This window comes from Streptomyces gobiensis (genome assembly GCF_021216675.1).
Taxonomy (GTDB): Bacteria; Actinomycetota; Actinomycetes; order Streptomycetales; family Streptomycetaceae; genus Streptomyces; species Streptomyces gobiensis.
In genome coordinates this window covers 3,906,292-3,923,223 of the sequence record NZ_CP086120.1, presented here as the reverse complement: position 1 = coordinate 3,923,223, position 16,932 = coordinate 3,906,292, and the positions used below count along the sequence as shown (strand labels likewise).

The window sequence follows — 16,932 nt, the reverse complement described above, 5'->3', positions numbered from 1 at the left end:
GGGGGGCGGAGCGACCGGCTCAGGGCGCTGTGGGTGACCGCCCCGTACCTGCGGCACACCACGGGGCGCGGTCGGGGGACCGGCGCCCTGGGGTGCACGCCCCTGGGGCGCCCGGTCGGGGGCGTCACGCGTCGTGGGTATCGGAGATGTGTCATCGGGGGATGTCCCGCGCCGACGGCTATGGCGTCCCACGCGTCGCCTCAACTCCTGCCCGTAGCAACGTCGGTCAACAGCTCACGGAAGGCACCTGCCACCGTTTCCGGATACTCCATCATCGCCACATGCCCCGCGTCCGGCATCGTCAGCAGCCGGGAGCAGCGGAACGCCTTGCTCGCCTTGCTCGCCATACGGAAGGAGACCAGCCGGTCCCGTCCGCCGTACACCAGCAGCGTCGGGGCGAGCACACGCTCGGCCTGCCGCCACAGGGAGTGCTGTCCTCCCACGGTATAGGCGTCGACGACACCACGCGCCGACCGGGACAGGGCATCCCAGAAATATGGCAGCCGCAGCCGCCGTTCGTACTCCGCCACCGCGTCGGCGAAGCTCTCCGGGGACACCCGCGACGGATCGCCGTAGCAGAGCGCCAGCAGCTCGCGGGTGCGGTGCTCGGCCGTCCAGTCCCTGGTCATCCGCTCAACGAGCCGGGTGGCGCCCGGCACCGCCAGCAGGGCGGTCGACATCGCGGTGCGCTGCAGCCGCAGCTCGGGCAGCGCGGGCGAGATCAGGGTCAGGACGCGTACCAGATCGCGCCGGGCGGCGGCGACCCGGGTGGCCACCGCGCCACCCATCGAGTTGCCGAAGAGGTGCACGGGCCCCCGGCCGCTGGCATCGAGATAGCGGATGACGGCCCGGGCGTGTCCGATCACCGAGTAGTTGCCGTCGTCCGGCGGCGGGGAGTCGCCGAAACCGGGCAGATCGACGGCCTCACCGTCGACATCCGCGGCGAGCTGCTCCATCAGCGCGGACCAGTTCTGCGAGGAGCCGCCCAGCCCGTGCACATAAAGCGCGGGCGGCAGCCCCTCCCGCGGTGGCGTCCGGCTCCGGACCGACAGCGTCAGTCCGGGCAGCGTCACCGAGCGCAGGGTCTCGCCGTCACCGACTCTGGGCCCGGTGAGTGGCACAAGAGGCGGCGCGACGGTCCGGATCCCCGGCTGATCGGTGGAAGCCATGGACCGATGTTACAAGTCGATCACGCTGGCGCTCGTGTGTTCGCCGTCACAAGCCACCTCGCGGGTCGCGGCGATCCCCCATAGGCTCGGCGGTGAGAAGGGTCCGCAGACCGCCAGGACTAGGGGGCGGTCACCTGGGAAAGGGAGCCATCATGCCAGTAGATCCCACTGACCCGGAAACCTTTGAAAAAGTCCTTGAAGAAGTCCTTGAAGAAGACGAGGCTCCCGTAGCCGACCCCGAGGCACCCGAAGCCGACGCCGCCGAGCAGCACGCCGATGTGGTGCCCGAGCGCGACGCGGAGGTGAAGGGTAACGAGCTGGACTCCGCGAACCCGGCGGATGTTGTCGAACAGACACGAATTGTGGAGACCAATGAGGATGAATACCGTTAAATCACCCGGGCTGGTGTCCAAAGGATGAAAAACTGCGCCCGCACAGCGCACAAGTGAGTTACCCAAAAGTACGATGGCGGGCGCAGCGCAGACCGCGTGCGGAACGATTCAGGGAGGCGGCGTGACAGCCATCGAGCAGACCGAGGCGCGCCCACGAGGCACGCGCCTGCCACGCCGGGCACGACGCAACCAGTTGCTCGGAGCCGCGCAGGAAGTCTTTGTGGCGCAGGGCTACCACGCGGCGGCGATGGACGATATCGCCGACCGTGCGGGCGTCAGCAAGCCGGTCCTCTACCAGCACTTCCCCGGCAAGCTCGACCTCTATATGGCGCTGCTCGACCAGCACTGTGACGCGCTGCTGCAGGCGGTGCGGGCGGCACTCGCCTCAACCACCGACAACAAGCAGCGGGTCGCGGCGACGATGGACGCGTACTTCGCCTATGTCGAGGATGAGGGCGGCGCCTTCCGGCTCGTCTTCGAATCCGATCTGACCAATGAGCCCGCCGTGCGCGAGCGCGTCGACAAGGTCAGCCTGGACTGTGCGGAGGCGGTCAGCGAGGTGATCGCCGAGGATACGCGGCTGCCCGAGGACGAGGCGATGCTGCTCGCGGTCGGTCTGTGCGGTCTGGCCCAGATCACCGCGCGCTTCTGGCTCGGCGCCGGCCAGCGGATCCCCCGGGACGCGGCCGCGAAGCTGATCTCATCGCTGGCCTGGCGCGGTATCGCCGGGTTCCCCCTGCACGAGTAACCCGGCCTGCCTGCCGACCCCGCTGGCCCCCGCTGGCCATGGGTGGGGCTCTGTTCGCTCCCGGCGTGGCGATACGCGCGGCTACCCGTCCGCAGAGCGGGCTAATGTGTGGTCGTACCGCGCGGTTGGCCGCGCACCGCACTGACCGTCGGAGGGACATAGCCGTGGAGGTCAAGATCGGCGTGCAGCACGCACCCCGCGAGCTCTCTTTGGAGAGCAAGCAGACTGCCGAAGAGATCGAGCGCACCGTGACTGAGGCGCTGACCGGCAAGACAGGCCTGCTCAGCCTGGTGGACGAACGCGGCCGCAAGGTCCTGGTGCCGACCGACCGGCTGGCGTACGTCGACATCGGTGAGACGTCAGCACACAAGGTGGGATTTGGCGCGGTCTGAGGCACACCACACCACCGTTCAGGCCATAAACGGCGGCCGGGAGATGAATCCTCCCGGCCGCCGTTTCGCGCGCCGGGTCTCCGGGGTAGGACCGGGAAGTCCGATTTGCCCAAGGGGTTGGTGGAGGCTCGGAGGTGCCCATGCTCGGGGAAGCGCTCGGTTCCGCGGTCCTCGGACTCGCCATCGCCTGCGCCGCGCTGCGCTGGCTGCCTGACCGGTTCCCGAACCGTCGGCTGGTGCTGGCCACCGGCCCGGTCGCGGCCGTGTTCGGCGGGCTGATCACTCGGGCCGTGCTGGGCCCCGGTCATCTGCTGACGACCATGCTGCTGGCCGTGGGCGTCGCGGCGGCCCTGGTCTCGCTGCTGCTCGACGCCAAGCCCCGGATCGCCCCGGCCAGCCGCTGACGCCGGCCTAGGCTGCCAGGCCCAGCGCGGCCATCCGCTTGGTGTGGGCCTCGGTGATACGGGAGAACATCTTGCCGACCTCCGCGAGATCGAAGCCGTCCGCCACCCCGCCCACGAGCATGGTGGAGAGCGCGTCCCGGTCGGCGACGACCCGCTGGGCCTGCGACAGGGCCTCACCCATCAGCCGTCGCGCCCACAGTGCGAGCCGCCCGCCGACCCGTGGGTCGGCCTCGATCGCCGCACGTACCCGCTCCACGGCGAAGCTGGAGTGCCCGGTGTCATCGAGCACCCCCAGCACCAGCGCGCGGGTGTCGGAGTCCAGCCGGGCCGCCACCTCGCGGTAGAAGTCCGAGGCGATCGAGTCGCCCACATAGGCCTTGATCAGACCCTCCAGCCAGTCCGAGGGTGCGGTCTGCCGGTGGAACTCGTCCAGCGACGCCACGAACGGCTGCATCGCCTCCGCCGGATCGACCTCGATCTCCGTCAGCCGCTTCCGCAAGGCGTCGAAGTGGTGGAACTCGGCGGAGGCCATCGCCGCCAGCTTTCCCTTGTCCGCGAGCGTCGGCGCCAGCTTGGCGTCCTCCGCGAGCCGCTCGAAGGCAGCGAGCTCGCCATAGGCCAACGCACCCAGCAGATCCACGACCGCCGCCCGGTACCGTGGGTCGGCGGATGCCTCCCTCCAGTTCTGGGCGGCGATCCCCGTGTGGGTATCCGCTGCGGTCTCGTCAGGTGTATCAGGCGTGTCAGGCGTCTCCATGCTGCGCACAATAGCCCGCCCGACCTGCTACGGAAGCCCCCAGGCTGGCGCTGACGCGCCCGTGGCCACCGCCCGGGCGAACTCGTACAGAACAATTGCCCCGGTACACATGCACGGATCCGGGGTACAGTGATATAGGCCCGCCGAGCGTCGACGGGTTCTCGTATGCGGATGCCCGGTCGGTGGCACGATCGGCTCCGACCAGACCGCCCTCCCTAGATGTGAGGGACCGCTCGCGCGGTATGAGCGCTTGAGCGAGAGCTAGTGGTCCCGCGCCACGTATGACACGCAGGCGCGGTACGACCCGCCTCGCCGCCTTGTGTCGCGTCTCACAGAAGAGGCAAGCATCCTGTCCACTACGTTTCGAGAGCTTGGGATCCTTCCCGAGACAGCCGAGGCCCTTGAGGCCGTCGGCATCACTACCGCCTTCCCCATCCAGGAGATGACCCTCCCCGTCGCCCTCACGGGCGCGGATGTCATCGGCCAGGCCAAGACCGGCACCGGCAAGACGCTGGGTTTCGGTCTGCCCATCCTGGAGTCCGTCACCGTCCCCGCGGATGTCGAGTCCGGCCGGGCCAAGCCCGAAGAGCTGACCGACGCCCCGCAGGCACTCGTGGTCGTCCCCACCCGTGAGCTGTGCCAGCAGGTGAGCAATGACCTGCTGACCGCCGGCAAGGTCCGCAATGTCCGCGTACTGTCCATCTACGGCGGCCGCGCGTACGAACCTCAGGTCGACGCCCTGCGCAAGGGCGTCGATGTCGTTGTCGGCACCCCCGGCCGACTGCTCGACCTGGCAGGCCAGAAGAAGCTGAACCTCTCGCAGATCAAGGTGCTCGTCCTGGACGAGGCCGATGAGATGCTCGACCTCGGCTTCCTGCCCGATGTCGAGAAGATCCTCCAGCTGCTGCCGGCCAAGCGCCAGACCATGCTCTTCTCGGCGACCATGCCGGGCCAGGTCATCTCGCTCGCGCGGCGGTACATGTCGCAGCCGACGCACATCCGCGCCACCGCGCCGGATGACGCGGGCCAGACCGTGGCCAACACCGCCCAGCATGTGTTCCGTGCCCACTCCATGGACAAGCCGGAGATGGTCTCCCGCATCCTGCAGGCCGAGGGCCGCGGGCTGGCGATGGTCTTCTGCCGCACCAAGCGGACCACGGCCGATATCGCCGAGCAGCTGACCCGCCGTGGCTTCGCCGCGGGTGCCGTCCACGGCGACCTGGGCCAGGGCGCGCGAGAGCAGGCGCTGCGCGCCTTCCGCAACGGCAAGGTCGATGTGCTGGTCTGCACCGATGTCGCCGCTCGCGGCATCGATGTGGAAGGCGTCACGCACGTCATCAACTACCAGACCCCCGAGGACGAGAAAACCTATCTGCACCGCATCGGCCGTACCGGCCGGGCAGGTGCTTCGGGTACGGCCGTCACGCTCGTCGACTGGGACGACATCCCACGCTGGCAGCTGATCAACAAGGCGCTGGACCTCTCGTTCCCCGACCCGGAGGAGACGTACTCCACGTCTGCTCACCTCTATGAGGCGCTGGGCATCCCCGAGGGCGTCAAGGGTGTCCTGCCGCGCACGGAGCGGACACGGGCCGGGCTCGCGGCGGAGGAGGTCGAAGACCTCGGTGAGCCGGGCCGCCGGAAGGCCAAGCCGGCCGAGGAGCGTCCGCAGCGCGTCCGTCCCCCGCGTCAGCGTCGCCGCACCCGCGGCGGGGCGGCCCTGGACGGCTCCCCCCAGCCGCCGCAGCCGGAGGCTGCGGCGACCGGTGAGGAGCCTGCCCGCAAGCCGCGCCGTCGCCGCCGCACCCGCTCCGGCGCCGCCGCCACCCGCCAGCAGCCCGAGGCCTGAGAACGGCGCCCTCCCCTCTTTAACGGCGCCCTCGCATTGTTCGGCCCTAGGGGGCCTCACAAGCTTCGGCCTCCCCCTAGCCCTGGCGGGCTGGGAGGTGCCCCCAGCGCCTGAGGGAGTCCCCTAACCCAGCCCCTTCCCAGAACTGGGGGGCTCCGCCCCCAGACCCCCGAGGTGTTGTGGGCACTCGCAGCCCCGCGAGGGGCTGTGGGTGGGCACAACACCGGCGTCCCGCACCCCGGCCGCCCCGGGGCCCCGGGGCGAAGCCCCGGTTTCCGGGAAGGGGCGGGATACGGGGAAACCCCACCCACAGCACCCCGCAGCCGGGCGAAGCCCCGCCACGCGGCGCAGCCGCACACCGGCACAACCGGGAAGGGGCGCCGGGAACTGGGGAAGGGCGAAGCCCCGGGGATACCCACCCACGGCGCCCGGGAGCGGGGTGGTTGCGCGGGCGGGGCCCGGCAACGGGGCTGGCCTGCGTGCCCGCTGGGTATGGTGCCCCGCCACACGGCGGGAAAGCCGGCGGCGTAAGGCGGGGCCGCGGGCCGGGCAGCCGCGATAACGTCACCGCATGAGCAAGCCGCCGACCCTAGCCCTACCGCGGGGCGCCCGCGCATACCGAATGCCCACCGCACGCGGCGAGTTCGCCGTCCACGAGGCCGGCGAGCCACAGCGGGGCACCGCCCTGCTGCTCCCCGGTTTCACCGGCAGCAAAGAGGACTTCATAGCGCTGCTCTCACCCCTCGCGCAGGCCGGCTTCCGGGTCGTAGCCGTGGACGGCCGCGGCCAGTACGAGTCCGGCGGCCCACCGGACGAAGGCGCCTACGCACAGGCCGAGCTGGCGAAGGACGTACTCGCCCAGGCCACCGCGCTCGGCGGCGCCGTGCATGTTCTGGGGCACTCACTCGGCGGGCTCATCGCCCGCGCCGCCGTACTCCGGGACGCGACCCCCTTTCGCTCGCTCACTCTGCTGAGCAGCGGCCCCGGTGCCGTATCGCCGTCCCAGCAGGAGCGGGTGAAGCTTCTGCTGGGCGCCCTGCCGGTGATGGACATGGCCGCGGTATGGCAGGCCATGCGCGACCTCGACCCACCGGAAGCCGCCGATGAGACCACGCCCCCAGAGGTCCGGGGCTTCCTCCGTCAGCGGTGGCTCGCCAATGTCCCGGCGCAGTTGACCGCCGCCGGTCATCAACTGATCAGCGAACCGGACCGGGTGGCCGAGCTGGCGGCCGTAGCACTGCCGAAGCATGTGATTTCCGGCGAGGTCGACTACGCCTGGCCGGTGACGCTGATGGACGATATGGCGGAGCGTCTGCACGCCCACCGTACGGTGATCGCAGGGGGTGCCCACTCCCCCAATGTGGAGCGGCCGTTCGAGACGGCGGCCGCCCTGGCGTCATTCTGGGCTAGCTGCCCTGAATGAACTGGGTGACACCGTTCGCGATCTGCTGTACCGCGATGGCGGACAGCAGCATGCCGGAGAGACGGGTGACGAGGACGACCCCGCCCTCCTTGATCAGGCGGACGATCAGCAGCGAGTACCGCATCGTCAGCCACAGAACGAGATGGATCGCGGCGATCGCCACCCACACGGAGATCTGACCGGCGACGCCTTCCGACCGCTGTACCGCGAGGATGACGGAGACAATGGCGCCGGGCCCGGCGAGCAGTGGTATACCGAGCGGCACAAGGGCGACATTGACCTCCTTGGTCTGTGTCGGCTGTTCCGCCTTGCCGGTGAGCAGATCGAGGGCGACGAGCAGCAGGAGCAGACCACCGGCGATCATCAGCGCGGGCATCGACACATGCAGATAGTCGAGGATCTGCTTGCCGCAGATACCGAAGAGCGTGATGACACCGAAGGCGACCAGCGCGGCCTGCCAGGCCATCCGGCGCTGGACCTTGGTGGGACGCCCGGAGGTGAGGGCGAGAAATATCGGGGTGATACCCGGTGGGTCCATGATCACGAAAAGCGTGACAAAGAGGGACCCGAAGACGGCGACGTCGAACACAGTGATGCCTTGCGGAGGAGGATGAGCGGAAGGGGGTGAACGGAAGAGGTCAGCGGAAGGAGTCAGCCGGTGATGGGAGCCGCTCCTGATCCGCGGGCGGCGATCTCGGCGTAGACATCGGGAGCGGTGAGGTGCTCGCCGAGGCTGCAGGTCTTGCGGCTGCCGTGGTAGTCGCTGGAACCGGTGGCCAGCAAGCCCAGGTTGGCGGCGATGCCATGCAGCCGGGTCCGGGTGGCCGGGTCGTGGTCCATATGGTCGGCCTCGATGCCGTCGAGTCCGGCGGCGGCCAGCTCGGCGATGGCGCTCTCCGGTACGCACTCGCCCCGCTTGGCGGCGAGCGGGTGCGCGAAGACGGCGACGCCGCCCGCGCCCTTGATGAGACGGAGGGCGTCAAAGGGGTTCAGCTCGTGCTTCTCGACGTAGGCACGGCCATTGCCCGCGATCCACTCGGGGGTGAAGGCGTCCGCGACGGTCTCGATGACGCCCGCCTCGACCATGGCGGTGGCGATATGCGGGCGGCCGATCGCACCGTCCCCGGCGATGGCTGCGACGTGCTCCCAGGTGATGGGGACGCCGAGCTCCTGGAGCTTGGCGACCATGCCCTGGGCTCGCGGCAGCCGGTCGTCCCGGACCAGCTCACGTTCGCGGGCCAGCTCGGGTTCATCGGGGTTGAAGAGATAGGCCAGCATGTGCAGGCTCACGCCCTCCAGGCGGCAGGAGAGCTCCGCTCCGGTGACCAGGGTGAGCCCGGCGGGCAGCGCCGCGATGGCCTCGGCGTGACCTCCGACCGTGTCATGGTCGGTCAGCGCGACTACGTCAAGACCGGCGGCCGCCGCGTTACGGACCAGCTCGGTGGGGGTGTCCGTACCGTCTGACGCGGTGGAGTGGGTGTGCAGATCGATACGCACAGGCACAGCTCCATAGGGTCAGGGACGTGGGACCGATTCAGTCTAACCGTCGTCTGACCGCCGGTTGTGCGTGCTCCATCAGGACAGGATGCGGGGAGAGACGGCCCCGCAGGGGAGAAGCTCGACCTCGGCGCCCGCCTCACGGAGATCGGTGAGTACGAGCTCGTCGTACAGCAGCAGCCCGGCCTTCTCGGGCCAGACAATGGCCCACAGCCACAGCCCACAGGCCTCGCCCGCGAAGACGGCGCGGTCATCGGGGCTGCCGCCGACGAGCCACAGCGGGGTGGGGCGGCCAGCGGCGAGCACCTTGGCCTGCGGGGGGTTGTCCACGACCATGTGGGGCCCGGGGTCCGGACCGGGGATTCCGGCGTACCGGGCGCCGAGGCCCACGCCCAGCTCCTCGGCGACGAGCAGCAGCTCACCGGGGCCGCCGAGCGGGCCGGGGCCCGAGCAGGCCACGGCGGTGGCCCGGCCACCGCTGCGGTCGTCGCCCGCGCTGACCACGCCGGTGAACAGCCAGCCCACCGGCAGCGGCCATGGCATCCACACCGGGACCTTGGTGCGGTTCACCACGACGCCGAGTGCTTCCACACTGGGCGGGATCACAGGCTGCAGCGGATACACCGTGCCATGCACATCGCACTGCCAGGTATCGGCGAAGAGGCCGGGCGCCCTGACCCTGCCACCGCACTTCGGGCAACTGGGTTCGCCCCTCATGAGGCACCACGGTCCTACCCCGCGGGCCCCGCGTCAAGGACGATCACCCGGTCAGGGGTACGGACCTTCGGTTCGGGTCACGCAGGTCCGTGCCCTGGGTGAGCCAGCGCTCTTCCAGTGCCCGCGCGCCCTGTACGCGCTTCCAGGCGGCCTCGTTCGGGGTCATCGGCAGGAGCGGGAGGAAACGCACCGGGTCGAGCGGAGCGTCGAGTTCCAAGTCCGCCACCAGGCCGCCCGGTTCGGCCACCAGTACGGAGCTGAAGGGCGCCCCCGGCCACAGCGGCTCCCCCATATCCAGCGACGCGCCGGGGGCCACCACGACGCCTTCCACCTGCGGGGAGGCGGCGAGTACGGCGAGCGGGCGGAGCACCTTGTCGGTCTCGGCCGCCTCCCGGGGCACAGCTCGCAGGGAGAGCACCAGCTCAGCACGGGGCCCGCGGTCGGGGTCGGCGAGGGCGGAGGTGGGGTCGGTCATGGGGGACGCGGACATGCCCAGGGTCGCGTAGCGGACCACATCCGCGTCGACGAAGCGCAGCACCTCGATCCGGTCGGTCCCCACGAAGGTCACCGCGGCCCGGGCGTCGGGCTCGCCGAGAGCTGAGCGCAGCCGGGCTTCGACCAGTTCGAGAACGCGAGTCATGCGATGAGTCTATGATCCGGCGCGGTTGCCTCTGATGACGAGGAGCAGCCCGAGCAGGATCACGCCCAGTGCGGGATACGCGACCACGGGCGGGGTCTGGCCCAGCCAGAGCGCCGCGATCAGGGCCGCGCCCGGGGTCTCCAGCAGAATCGCCGTAGAGGTCACGGAGGGGCCCAGGCCCCGGACGACCCGGTTGAGCAGGGAGTGGCCCAGCAGCTGGGCGGCGACGGTGAGCACCGCGAGCTTGAGCCAGGTCGCACCGCTGTAGCCACCGAGGTCTGCTCCGGCGACTACGCAGGTGATGAGCAGCAGCACGGCCGTCGTCGTGTAGCAGAGGAAGGTGTACGCGGTGGTGGACACCGTACGGCGCACCTCGGCGCCGATGAGGACATAGCCGGCCGCCGCCATACCGCCCGCCAGGGCGAGGGCGTCACCGGCGAGGGCGCGTGGTGAGAGGGAGAGGTCGACGCCGGTCAGCAGGATGACACCGGCGAAGGCGACCGCCGTGCCCGCCCAGACCATGGCGGGCGGCCGATGACCGCGTATGCGCAGCAGGAGCGTCGTCCAGATCGGGGTGGTGGTCACCAGCGCCGTGGAGGAGGCGACCGAGGTCATATGGAGGCTGGGCAGCCAGAGCGCGAAGTGCAGCGCGAGCAGCGCACCGGCGGCCCCGGCGAGCAGAACCGTGCGGCGGCTCATGGTCCGCAGCTCGCCCCGGTGCCGTATGAGCGCCAGGGGAGTCAGCGCGCCGACCGCCATGGCGTTGCGCCAGAAGGCGATGGCCAGAGCGGGGGCGGCGGTGGCCGCGATCAGCGGTGCGGAGAGGGAGATACCGGAGATGGCGATCGCGAGCAGGAAGAGGTCCACACCGGTGCCCCGAGGCGTGGGCGGCGCCGTCGGGACGGGCAGGGCGGCGTGCTGCTCAGCGGTACGCACAGGCGCTCCTCGTATGGGGCACGGCTCTGGGGAGGGTCGAGCTGCGGTCCCATAGCGTAAGGCGCGTACTGGCCTTGAGGTACTGACTGTCCAGTCTCCGGGACAGCGCCGCGCGGTAGGGTCTGCATATGACCGACGCCGCTGAGAAGCCTCCTCTGTTCACACGGGCGCTCATCGAGGAGTCCGCGAAGAAGTCCGCGCTGGTGTGGGTGCGCGGGCCCGAGGGCCCGGCGCGGGCGCTGTGGCACGTATGGCATGACGGGGCGGTGTGTCTGGTCGGGGAGGGCCCGCAGGAGCAGCCGCTGGCCGCGCTGGGGCTCATCGACGGTGGTACGGCCACCGTCACCGCGCGGAGCAAGGACAAGGGCGGACGGCTGATCGTATGGCCCGCCCGGGTGGTGGAGCTGACGCCGGGCAGCGAGCCCTGGGAGGCGGCGGCCGCTGAGCTCAAGGGCAAGCGGCTGAACGCCCCGGACTCCGAGACGGTGACCGAGCGGTGGGCCCGGGAGTGCCGGGTGCTGCGGCTGGAGCCCGCGGGCGATCCGCTGCAGGAACCCGGTGCGATGCCGGACGGGCCGACGGCCGCGGCACCGCTGCCGACCGGCGCTACGACCCGCCGCCCGATCCCGGCGGGGCTGCCGAAGCTGCTGGGCCGGAGCCGTAAGAAGCGCTAGCCGGACGCCAGGACGCTAGTCGGACGCGGCGATCTGCTTGCCGTAGTCGACGATCTGGTCCTTGTTCGGCGCCCGCAGCGAGAACTCCTTGTTCCAGTCGGCCATCTCGACCGCTCCCGCGCCGCCACCGCGCTCCAGCCGCAGCGGATACGGGGTGCCGATCAGCGAGACCTCCAGCGTGCCACCTCTGCCCTGGCCCGCCTGAATCTGGATGGTCTTCACACCGCTGACCTCGTTCCGGTCGCCGGTCTCCCGCTTGCCCTCCAGGGTGAGCAGCCCGTCCAGCAGGATCTCCATCTCGGTGAAGCCGCTGAGCTGCTTGTACGCGGGGTCACCGGGCGGGACCTTCACATACTTGCCCTCCAGCTTGCGGGCCGCTTCCCGGTCGCTCTTGGAGGGCTCTTTGCCGCCCTGCTCCTGGTGGACCCAGAAGTCAGCGTCGGCCTTCAGATAGAGATCCTTGTCGACCCGCAGCAGCTCAAAGCGTGAACCGCCCTTGGTGGAGACCTCACCCACCCCGCCGTTGTCCTTGAGCCGCATGTCGAGCCGGTAGGTGTGCCCCTTGCTGACCACGCTGCCCGACAGCCGTACCGCGTCCGCGGACTCAGCGGCCTGGCGGGCCTTGCGCTCGATCTTCGGGGCGGAGAGCTTGCCGAGGCCGTTGGTGCCCTCGTCGGGGTCCTCCTCACCGCCTCCGCACCCCACGAGCACGGCCGTCAGGCCCGCACAGATCGCCCCCGCAAGAGCCGCACTCCGGGTGCGGGCGAATACGGTCACGTCAGCTCTTCCTCCCAGGGCGTGCGGCATGGCAACGGCACCTTACCCGTGGCCAGGCGCGCCACGGCGAAGTGGCCCGGTGCCCGCGCCGCTGAGTGACCGAGAACGCTTCCGGGCCCCTTCGGGGGAGCCGCCCGCTCGCCGTACCATCGGGGGTATGGCTACCGACACGTACCGCACCGCTCCCACTGAGGAAGCGGTGCGCGCCGCGCTCGCAACGGTGAACGACCCTGAGATCAATCGCCCCATCACCGATCTGGGCATGGTCAAATCCGTCGAGATCGCGGCGGACGGCGCGGTCGCCGTGGCGGTCTATCTCACCGTCTCCGGCTGCCCGATGCGCGAGACGATCACCTCCCGGGTGACCGAGGCGGTCCAGGGTGTCGAGGGCGTCACCGGTGTCCAGGTCGAGCTCGATGTGATGAGCGATGAGCAGCGGCGCGAGCTGGCGGCCTCGCTGCGCGGCGGCCAGGCCGAGCGCGAGGTGCCCTTCGCCCAGCCGAGCTCGCTGACCCGGGTGTACTGCGTGGCCTCCGGCAAGGGCGGGGTGGGCAAGTCCTCCGTCACCGTCAATATCGCGGCGGCGATGGCCGCCGACGGGCTGAAGGTCGGCGTTGTGGACGCGGACATCTACGGCCACTCCGTTCCCCGGATGCTGGGCACGGAGGGCCGCCGCCCCACCCAGGTCGAGGACATGATCATGCCGCCGTCGGCGAACGGTGTGAAGGTCATCTCGATCGGTATGTTCACACCGGGCAACGCACCGGTGGTCTGGCGCGGCCCGATGCTGCACCGTGCGCTGCAGCAGTTCCTGGCCGATGTCTACTGGGGCGACCTGGATGTGCTGCTGCTCGACCTGCCGCCCGGTACCGGCGATATCGCCATCTCGGTGGCCCAGCTGGTGCCCAACGCCGAGATTCTGGTGGTCACCACCCCGCAGCAGGCCGCTGCGGAGGTCGCCGAGCGGGCCGGTTCCATCGCGGTGCAGACCCATCAGAAGATCGTCGGCGTGGTGGAGAACATGTCGGGGCTGCCGTGCCCGCACTGCGATGAGATGGTCGACGTCTTCGGCACGGGGGGCGGCCAGCGGGTTGCCGACGGCCTGACGCAGACGACGGGCGCCCAGGTGCCACTCCTTGGCTCCATCCCGATTGACGTTCGCCTCCGGGAGGGCAGCGACGAGGGCAAGCCGGTGGTGCTGACCGACCCCGAGTGCCCGGCGGGCGCGGCGCTTCGCGCCGTCGCGGGGAAGCTTGGTGGCCGCCAGCGTGGCCTGCAGGGCATGTCCCTGGGCCTGACCCCCCGAAACAAGTTCTGACCCGCAGACAGCCACGGCTCCACCGGTTTTCCGGCTCCGCTGTGTGGGGGCTCTTCCCCGATGCCCGCCCCTTCCCGGAACCGGGGCTTCGCCCCGAGCCCCGGGGTTGGCCCGGTGCGGGCCGGTGGCCGGGTTGTGCCCACCCACAGCCCCTCGCGGGGCTGCGAGTGCCCACAACACTCGGGCGGACCGAGTGCCCACAACGCTGTGGGGGTCTGGGGGCGGAGCCCCCAGTTTCGGGAAGGGGCGGGATCGGGGAAGCCCCACCGGCACCCGGCAATGGTGCTCAGCCGTCAAGACAACGTGCCGGGGGTGCCCCGCTCAGTGTTCGTACTCGGTGATGTCCTTGATCACCGAGAACCCCAGACCGTACGCGCTCATCCCACGCCCGTACGCCCCAAGATGCACCCCTTCCCCCGCAGACCCGGCAAGCACCCATCCGTACTCCGACTCCCGGTAGTGGAAGTCAGTCGGCGCCCCATCCACCGGCAGCGACAGCGTGTTCCAGGCATCGCCGCCCAGACTGTCCGCGAGGTCCCAGGCGAGCGCGGTCTGCTGGTCCAGCCAGTCCTGCCGCAGCCCACGGTCCATCTGCGTGGGCCAGGTGCAGGACAGCAGCCCCGAACCGGCCAGCCAGGCCGCCGAGGAGACGGATGTCGCCTCCAGGACCCCGGTGCCGTCCGCACTGCGCCGCACGGGGCGGCTGGCGACCGTCACGACCACCGCGAAGCGCTGGTTGTCCGGGCTGGTTTCCACCCGGAGCGAGGGCTCCTCGCCATGCCCCGTGGAGCCGTGCTCCACGGTCCCGTCCGCTGCCGATCCAACCTGCATGAGCCAGCGTGGCCCGGTGAAAGCCTCATCCAGGCCGTACCACGGAAAGCCGGCCATCAGATAGCCGTCTACCGCGCGGCGTGGAGCGCGCGGGACCTGAACGCATTCCTGCGCCGCTGCCCGACTCGTCGTCTCCATATGCGCGAAGCCTCCTCATTGCCCTGTGTCGTGGGCGGCCTGCCCCCCTTCGGACGGCCCGACCCCGGACACAGGGAGGATAGCTACCCGGACCGCTCGTGTTGGGCATGCCGGAAGATCGGGCGGGGTCACGGGGCGTGCCGAGGGGGCGTACCAGTGGGCGTCAGGTGGCATCCGAGTCAAAAGGCGGGAGCTCGGTTCTGGCCGGTGCGTCCCTCTTGCGCAGGTCGGGCGTACCGCCAGATGGCCCCCCGGGGGCACCACCGGGCTCCGGCGCCGAGCCCGTCTCCCGGATGTTCACCGCGTCCGTGACCTCAGCCAGCTCCTTGCGGACATCGAAGCCGTTACGTATCTCCTTGAGTCCCAGCTCGTCATTGTCGAGGAGGTGCTTCTGCGCGAACTTCTTCGGGTGCAGATCCTCGAACTCGAAGTCCTTGAACTCCGGGCCCAATTCCGAACGGATGTCATCCCGGGCGCTGTCCGAGAAGTTCTTGACCTTGCGGATGAACGAGGCGACATCCTGGATCATCTTGGGCAGCTTCTCGGGCCCGAAGATGAGCACAGCAAGAATGATGAGCACAGCCAGCTCGAGGGGTCCTATATCCAAGAACACCTTGCCGCTCCCTCAGTACGTCTGTGACCCAATCAGCCAGAGTCCGGAACTCACGGTACCCGCACCTCACCCACGGGCGGGAGTCGCCCAGCTGAATAACCCTCATCAAGTGCGGTCATTCATCACTCGCCGTGCCCAAAGTCACCTCGATGGATTGCTCCTCGCCGCTCCGTTCAACTGTCAGCTCCAGCTGGTCGCCGGGCCGGTGGCTGCGGATTCTGACAATCAGCTCCTCGCCGCCCCGCACCCGGACTCCGTCGACCGCGGTGATGATGTCGCCTTCCTCAATCCCCGCCTTGTCGCCGGGGCCGCCGGGAACCACCGCCGGGCCGTCCACACCGTCCGGGGTGCCGACCCGGGCACCATCGCCCGTGTAGGACATATCGAGGCTGACACCGATCACCGGGTGGGTCGCCCTGCCGGTGTTGATCAGTTCTTCCGCCACCCGCTTGCCCTGGTTGATCGGGATGGCGAAGCCGAGTCCGATGGAGCCGCCCGGCCGGTCACCGGGCACGCCGGAGCCGCTAGTGGCGGCCCGGATGGCGCTGTTGATCCCGATCACCCGGCCCTTGGCGTCCACCAAGGGGCCACCGGAGTTCCCCGGGTTGATCGGGGCGTCGGTCTGCAGGGCGTTCACATAGCTGATGTCGCTGCCGTCCCGCTGGCCGCCCGCGGTGATGGGGCGCTCCTTCGCGCTGATGATTCCGGAGGTCACCGTTCCGGCCAGATCGAAGGGGGCGCCGATCGCCACGACCGGGTCGCCGACCCGTACCGAGTCGGAATTCCCCAGCGGCAGCGGCTTCAGCCCGGCGATACCGTCCACCTTCACCACCGCGAGGTCATAGCCGCTGTCCCCGCCGATGACCCGGGCGGTCGCGGTCTCACCACCGCTGAACGTGACCTGTATCCGGCCGTCCGCGCTCTCCGGGCCCACCACATGGTGATTGGTGAGGATGTGCCCCCGCTGGTCCAGCACAAAGCCGGTGCCGGTGCCCTGCTCTCCCCCTCCCCGCACATGCAGCGTGACCACACCGGGCAGGGTCGCGGCGGCGATACCGGCGACGCTGTCGCTGGTCCGCTTCGCGTCCTCGGCGGGTGCCTGGGGCAGGGTCACCGCGCCCAGGCCGCCGGTGCGCTCGAGGTACGCGCCCACCACGCCACCGGCCACGCCCGCGACCAGGGCCAGCGCGATCGCCCCAGCGATGATGCCCTGGCGGCGCCCCCGGCGCCCCGCACCGTTCTCCCCGCCCGGCAGCGTGTGCTGGGATCCGGGCTCCGGCGGGGCGGCCCAGGGGTCGTACCGCTGCCACGACGGCGGCTGCGCGGGTGGTACGGACTGCTGCCCGGGAGCGGGCAGGGGGGTGCCGTGCGCGGGCGTCGAGGACTGTGGCGCCCCGGACGGAAGCGAGGGCGGGAGCTGTACGCCCCGCGGCGGCGTGGCGTGCGGATGCTGCACCGGTGGCGCCGGCGCCCAGGGGCCCGGGCCGCCGTACGGCGGAGTGCCGTACGGGTCCTCGCCGTGGAGGGGCTTCGGCGACGGTTGGTCGTCACGGCCGGGGTCCTCCGTCGCCGGCTGCTCCGGCTCCGCGTCAGCCGGCCGATGTGGGCGGCTCCACCACTTCGGCTTCATCCCCGTGGCCTTCGCCTTGTCCATGCT

General features: G+C 70.3%; 19 protein-coding genes. 8 read left to right on the top strand and 11 right to left on the bottom strand.

From position 1 onward, the window contains the following. Positions 1 to 200 precede the first annotated feature (200 nt). Positions 201 to 1,169 (bottom strand): alpha/beta fold hydrolase, encoded by a 969-nt coding sequence (locus test1122_RS18390; RefSeq protein ID WP_232270265.1) that lies wholly within the window; start codon positions 1,167 to 1,169, stop codon positions 201 to 203. A 152-nt stretch (positions 1,170 to 1,321) separates the two neighbouring features. Between test1122_RS18390 and test1122_RS18385 the strand changes: the two genes are divergently transcribed. The 4 genes from test1122_RS18385 (at position 1,322) to test1122_RS18370 (ending at position 3,105) form a co-directional block, all read left to right on the top strand. After that, entirely contained in the window at positions 1,322 to 1,561 is a 240-nt protein-coding gene (locus test1122_RS18385; protein ID WP_232270264.1) for a hypothetical protein, read from the top strand. Between the two features lie 121 nt (positions 1,562 to 1,682). Continuing rightward, a complete protein-coding gene (locus tag test1122_RS18380; RefSeq protein WP_232270263.1) occupies positions 1,683 to 2,309 on the top strand; it encodes a TetR/AcrR family transcriptional regulator in 627 nt (208 codons plus the stop codon). Positions 2,310 to 2,473: 164 nt separating this feature from the next. Continuing rightward, the gene (locus tag test1122_RS18375; RefSeq protein ID WP_232270262.1) at positions 2,474 to 2,701 is read left to right on the top strand and encodes a DUF3107 domain-containing protein; all 228 of its coding nucleotides are present in this window, start codon (positions 2,474 to 2,476) and stop codon (positions 2,699 to 2,701) included. A gap of 140 nt (positions 2,702 to 2,841) precedes the next feature. Beyond that, complete coding sequence (locus test1122_RS18370; protein ID WP_232271966.1) at positions 2,842 to 3,105, top strand: hypothetical protein; 264 nt, start codon at positions 2,842 to 2,844, stop codon at positions 3,103 to 3,105. Between the two features lie 7 nt (positions 3,106 to 3,112). Here the strand turns inward: test1122_RS18370 and test1122_RS18365 are convergent, their stop codons facing one another. Continuing rightward, positions 3,113 to 3,871, bottom strand: a complete 759-nt coding sequence (locus tag test1122_RS18365) for a ferritin-like fold-containing protein (RefSeq protein ID WP_422397008.1) — start codon at positions 3,869 to 3,871, stop codon at positions 3,113 to 3,115. 433 nt (positions 3,872 to 4,304) lie between these two features. On the opposite strand from test1122_RS18365, the gene test1122_RS18360 reads away from it, so the two are divergent. Together test1122_RS18360 and test1122_RS18355 are read left to right on the top strand one after the other, a co-directional pair. Continuing rightward, on the top strand, positions 4,305 to 5,711 hold the full coding sequence (locus tag test1122_RS18360; protein WP_422397007.1) for a DEAD/DEAH box helicase: 1,407 nt from the start codon (positions 4,305 to 4,307) through the stop codon (positions 5,709 to 5,711). A 571-nt stretch (positions 5,712 to 6,282) separates the two neighbouring features. Then, positions 6,283 to 7,134, top strand: coding sequence for an alpha/beta fold hydrolase (locus tag test1122_RS18355; RefSeq protein WP_232270260.1), 852 nt, complete (start codon positions 6,283 to 6,285; stop codon positions 7,132 to 7,134). On the opposite strand, the gene test1122_RS18350 is transcribed toward test1122_RS18355, so the two are convergent. The 5 genes from test1122_RS18350 to test1122_RS18330 all read right to left on the bottom strand — a co-directional run bounded on the left by test1122_RS18350 (position 7,118) and on the right by test1122_RS18330 (position 10,924). Then, on the bottom strand, positions 7,118 to 7,723 hold the full coding sequence (locus test1122_RS18350; RefSeq protein WP_232270259.1) for a MarC family protein: 606 nt from the start codon (positions 7,721 to 7,723) through the stop codon (positions 7,118 to 7,120). The genes test1122_RS18355 and test1122_RS18350 overlap by 17 nt on opposite strands. Before the next feature lie 62 nt (positions 7,724 to 7,785). Then, entirely contained in the window at positions 7,786 to 8,631 is an 846-nt protein-coding gene (locus test1122_RS18345; protein WP_232271965.1) for a PHP domain-containing protein, read from the bottom strand. 78 nt (positions 8,632 to 8,709) lie between these two features. Continuing rightward, positions 8,710 to 9,348, bottom strand: coding sequence for a DUF6758 family protein (locus tag test1122_RS18340; RefSeq protein ID WP_232270258.1), 639 nt, complete (start codon positions 9,346 to 9,348; stop codon positions 8,710 to 8,712). Between the two features lie 43 nt (positions 9,349 to 9,391). Next, positions 9,392 to 9,988, bottom strand: coding sequence for a suppressor of fused domain protein (locus test1122_RS18335; RefSeq protein WP_232270257.1), 597 nt, complete (start codon positions 9,986 to 9,988; stop codon positions 9,392 to 9,394). A 9-nt stretch (positions 9,989 to 9,997) separates the two neighbouring features. Further along, on the bottom strand, positions 9,998 to 10,924 hold the full coding sequence (locus tag test1122_RS18330) for a DMT family transporter (RefSeq protein WP_422397006.1): 927 nt from the start codon (positions 10,922 to 10,924) through the stop codon (positions 9,998 to 10,000). A gap of 128 nt (positions 10,925 to 11,052) precedes the next feature. Here test1122_RS18330 and test1122_RS18325 point away from each other — a divergent pair, with 128 nt between their 5' ends. Then, the gene (locus test1122_RS18325) at positions 11,053 to 11,598 is read left to right on the top strand and encodes a ferredoxin reductase domain-containing protein (protein ID WP_232270256.1); all 546 of its coding nucleotides are present in this window, start codon (positions 11,053 to 11,055) and stop codon (positions 11,596 to 11,598) included. A 15-nt stretch (positions 11,599 to 11,613) separates the two neighbouring features. Here the strand turns inward: test1122_RS18325 and test1122_RS18320 are convergent, their stop codons facing one another. After that, the gene (locus test1122_RS18320) at positions 11,614 to 12,375 is read right to left on the bottom strand and encodes a hypothetical protein (RefSeq protein ID WP_232270255.1); all 762 of its coding nucleotides are present in this window, start codon (positions 12,373 to 12,375) and stop codon (positions 11,614 to 11,616) included. A gap of 157 nt (positions 12,376 to 12,532) precedes the next feature. Here test1122_RS18320 and test1122_RS18315 point away from each other — a divergent pair, with 157 nt between their 5' ends. Continuing rightward, positions 12,533 to 13,693, top strand: coding sequence for an Mrp/NBP35 family ATP-binding protein (locus tag test1122_RS18315; protein WP_232270254.1), 1,161 nt, complete (start codon positions 12,533 to 12,535; stop codon positions 13,691 to 13,693). 321 nt (positions 13,694 to 14,014) lie between these two features. Here test1122_RS18315 and test1122_RS18310 read toward each other — a convergent pair whose 3' ends face one another. The 3 genes from test1122_RS18310 to test1122_RS18300 all read right to left on the bottom strand — a co-directional run bounded on the left by test1122_RS18310 (position 14,015) and on the right by test1122_RS18300 (position 16,929). Then, the gene (locus test1122_RS18310) at positions 14,015 to 14,662 is read right to left on the bottom strand and encodes a hypothetical protein (protein WP_232270253.1); all 648 of its coding nucleotides are present in this window, start codon (positions 14,660 to 14,662) and stop codon (positions 14,015 to 14,017) included. Between the two features lie 163 nt (positions 14,663 to 14,825). Next, positions 14,826 to 15,275 carry a sec-independent translocase gene (locus test1122_RS18305; protein ID WP_232270252.1) on the bottom strand — a complete coding sequence of 150 codons (450 nt, stop codon included), beginning with the start codon at positions 15,273 to 15,275 and terminating at the stop codon, positions 14,826 to 14,828. A gap of 115 nt (positions 15,276 to 15,390) precedes the next feature. Next, entirely contained in the window at positions 15,391 to 16,929 is a 1,539-nt protein-coding gene (locus tag test1122_RS18300; protein ID WP_232270251.1) for a S1C family serine protease, read from the bottom strand. Positions 16,930 to 16,932: the final 3 nt, after the last annotated feature.

Excerpts from the sequence above, each read along its gene's own strand:
- test1122_RS18390 (WP_232270265.1), bottom strand. The coding sequence starts at position 1,169 with ATGGCTTCCACCGATCAGCCGGGGATCCGGACCGTCGCGCCGCCTCTT.
- test1122_RS18385 (WP_232270264.1), top strand. The coding sequence starts at position 1,322 with ATGCCAGTAGATCCCACTGACCCGGAAACCTTTGAAAAAGTCCTTGAA.
- test1122_RS18370 (WP_232271966.1), top strand. The coding sequence starts at position 2,842 with ATGCTCGGGGAAGCGCTCGGTTCCGCGGTCCTCGGACTCGCCATCGCC.
- test1122_RS18360 (WP_422397007.1), top strand. The coding sequence starts at position 4,305 with ATGACCCTCCCCGTCGCCCTCACGGGCGCGGATGTCATCGGCCAGGCC.
- test1122_RS18355 (WP_232270260.1), top strand. The coding sequence starts at position 6,283 with ATGAGCAAGCCGCCGACCCTAGCCCTACCGCGGGGCGCCCGCGCATAC.
- test1122_RS18340 (WP_232270258.1), bottom strand. The coding sequence starts at position 9,348 with ATGAGGGGCGAACCCAGTTGCCCGAAGTGCGGTGGCAGGGTCAGGGCG.
- test1122_RS18335 (WP_232270257.1), bottom strand. The coding sequence starts at position 9,988 with ATGACTCGCGTTCTCGAACTGGTCGAAGCCCGGCTGCGCTCAGCTCTC.
- test1122_RS18325 (WP_232270256.1), top strand. The coding sequence starts at position 11,053 with ATGACCGACGCCGCTGAGAAGCCTCCTCTGTTCACACGGGCGCTCATC.
- test1122_RS18315 (WP_232270254.1), top strand. The coding sequence starts at position 12,533 with ATGGCTACCGACACGTACCGCACCGCTCCCACTGAGGAAGCGGTGCGC.
- test1122_RS18310 (WP_232270253.1), bottom strand. The coding sequence starts at position 14,662 with ATGGAGACGACGAGTCGGGCAGCGGCGCAGGAATGCGTTCAGGTCCCG.
- test1122_RS18300 (WP_232270251.1), bottom strand. The coding sequence starts at position 16,929 with ATGGACAAGGCGAAGGCCACGGGGATGAAGCCGAAGTGGTGGAGCCGC.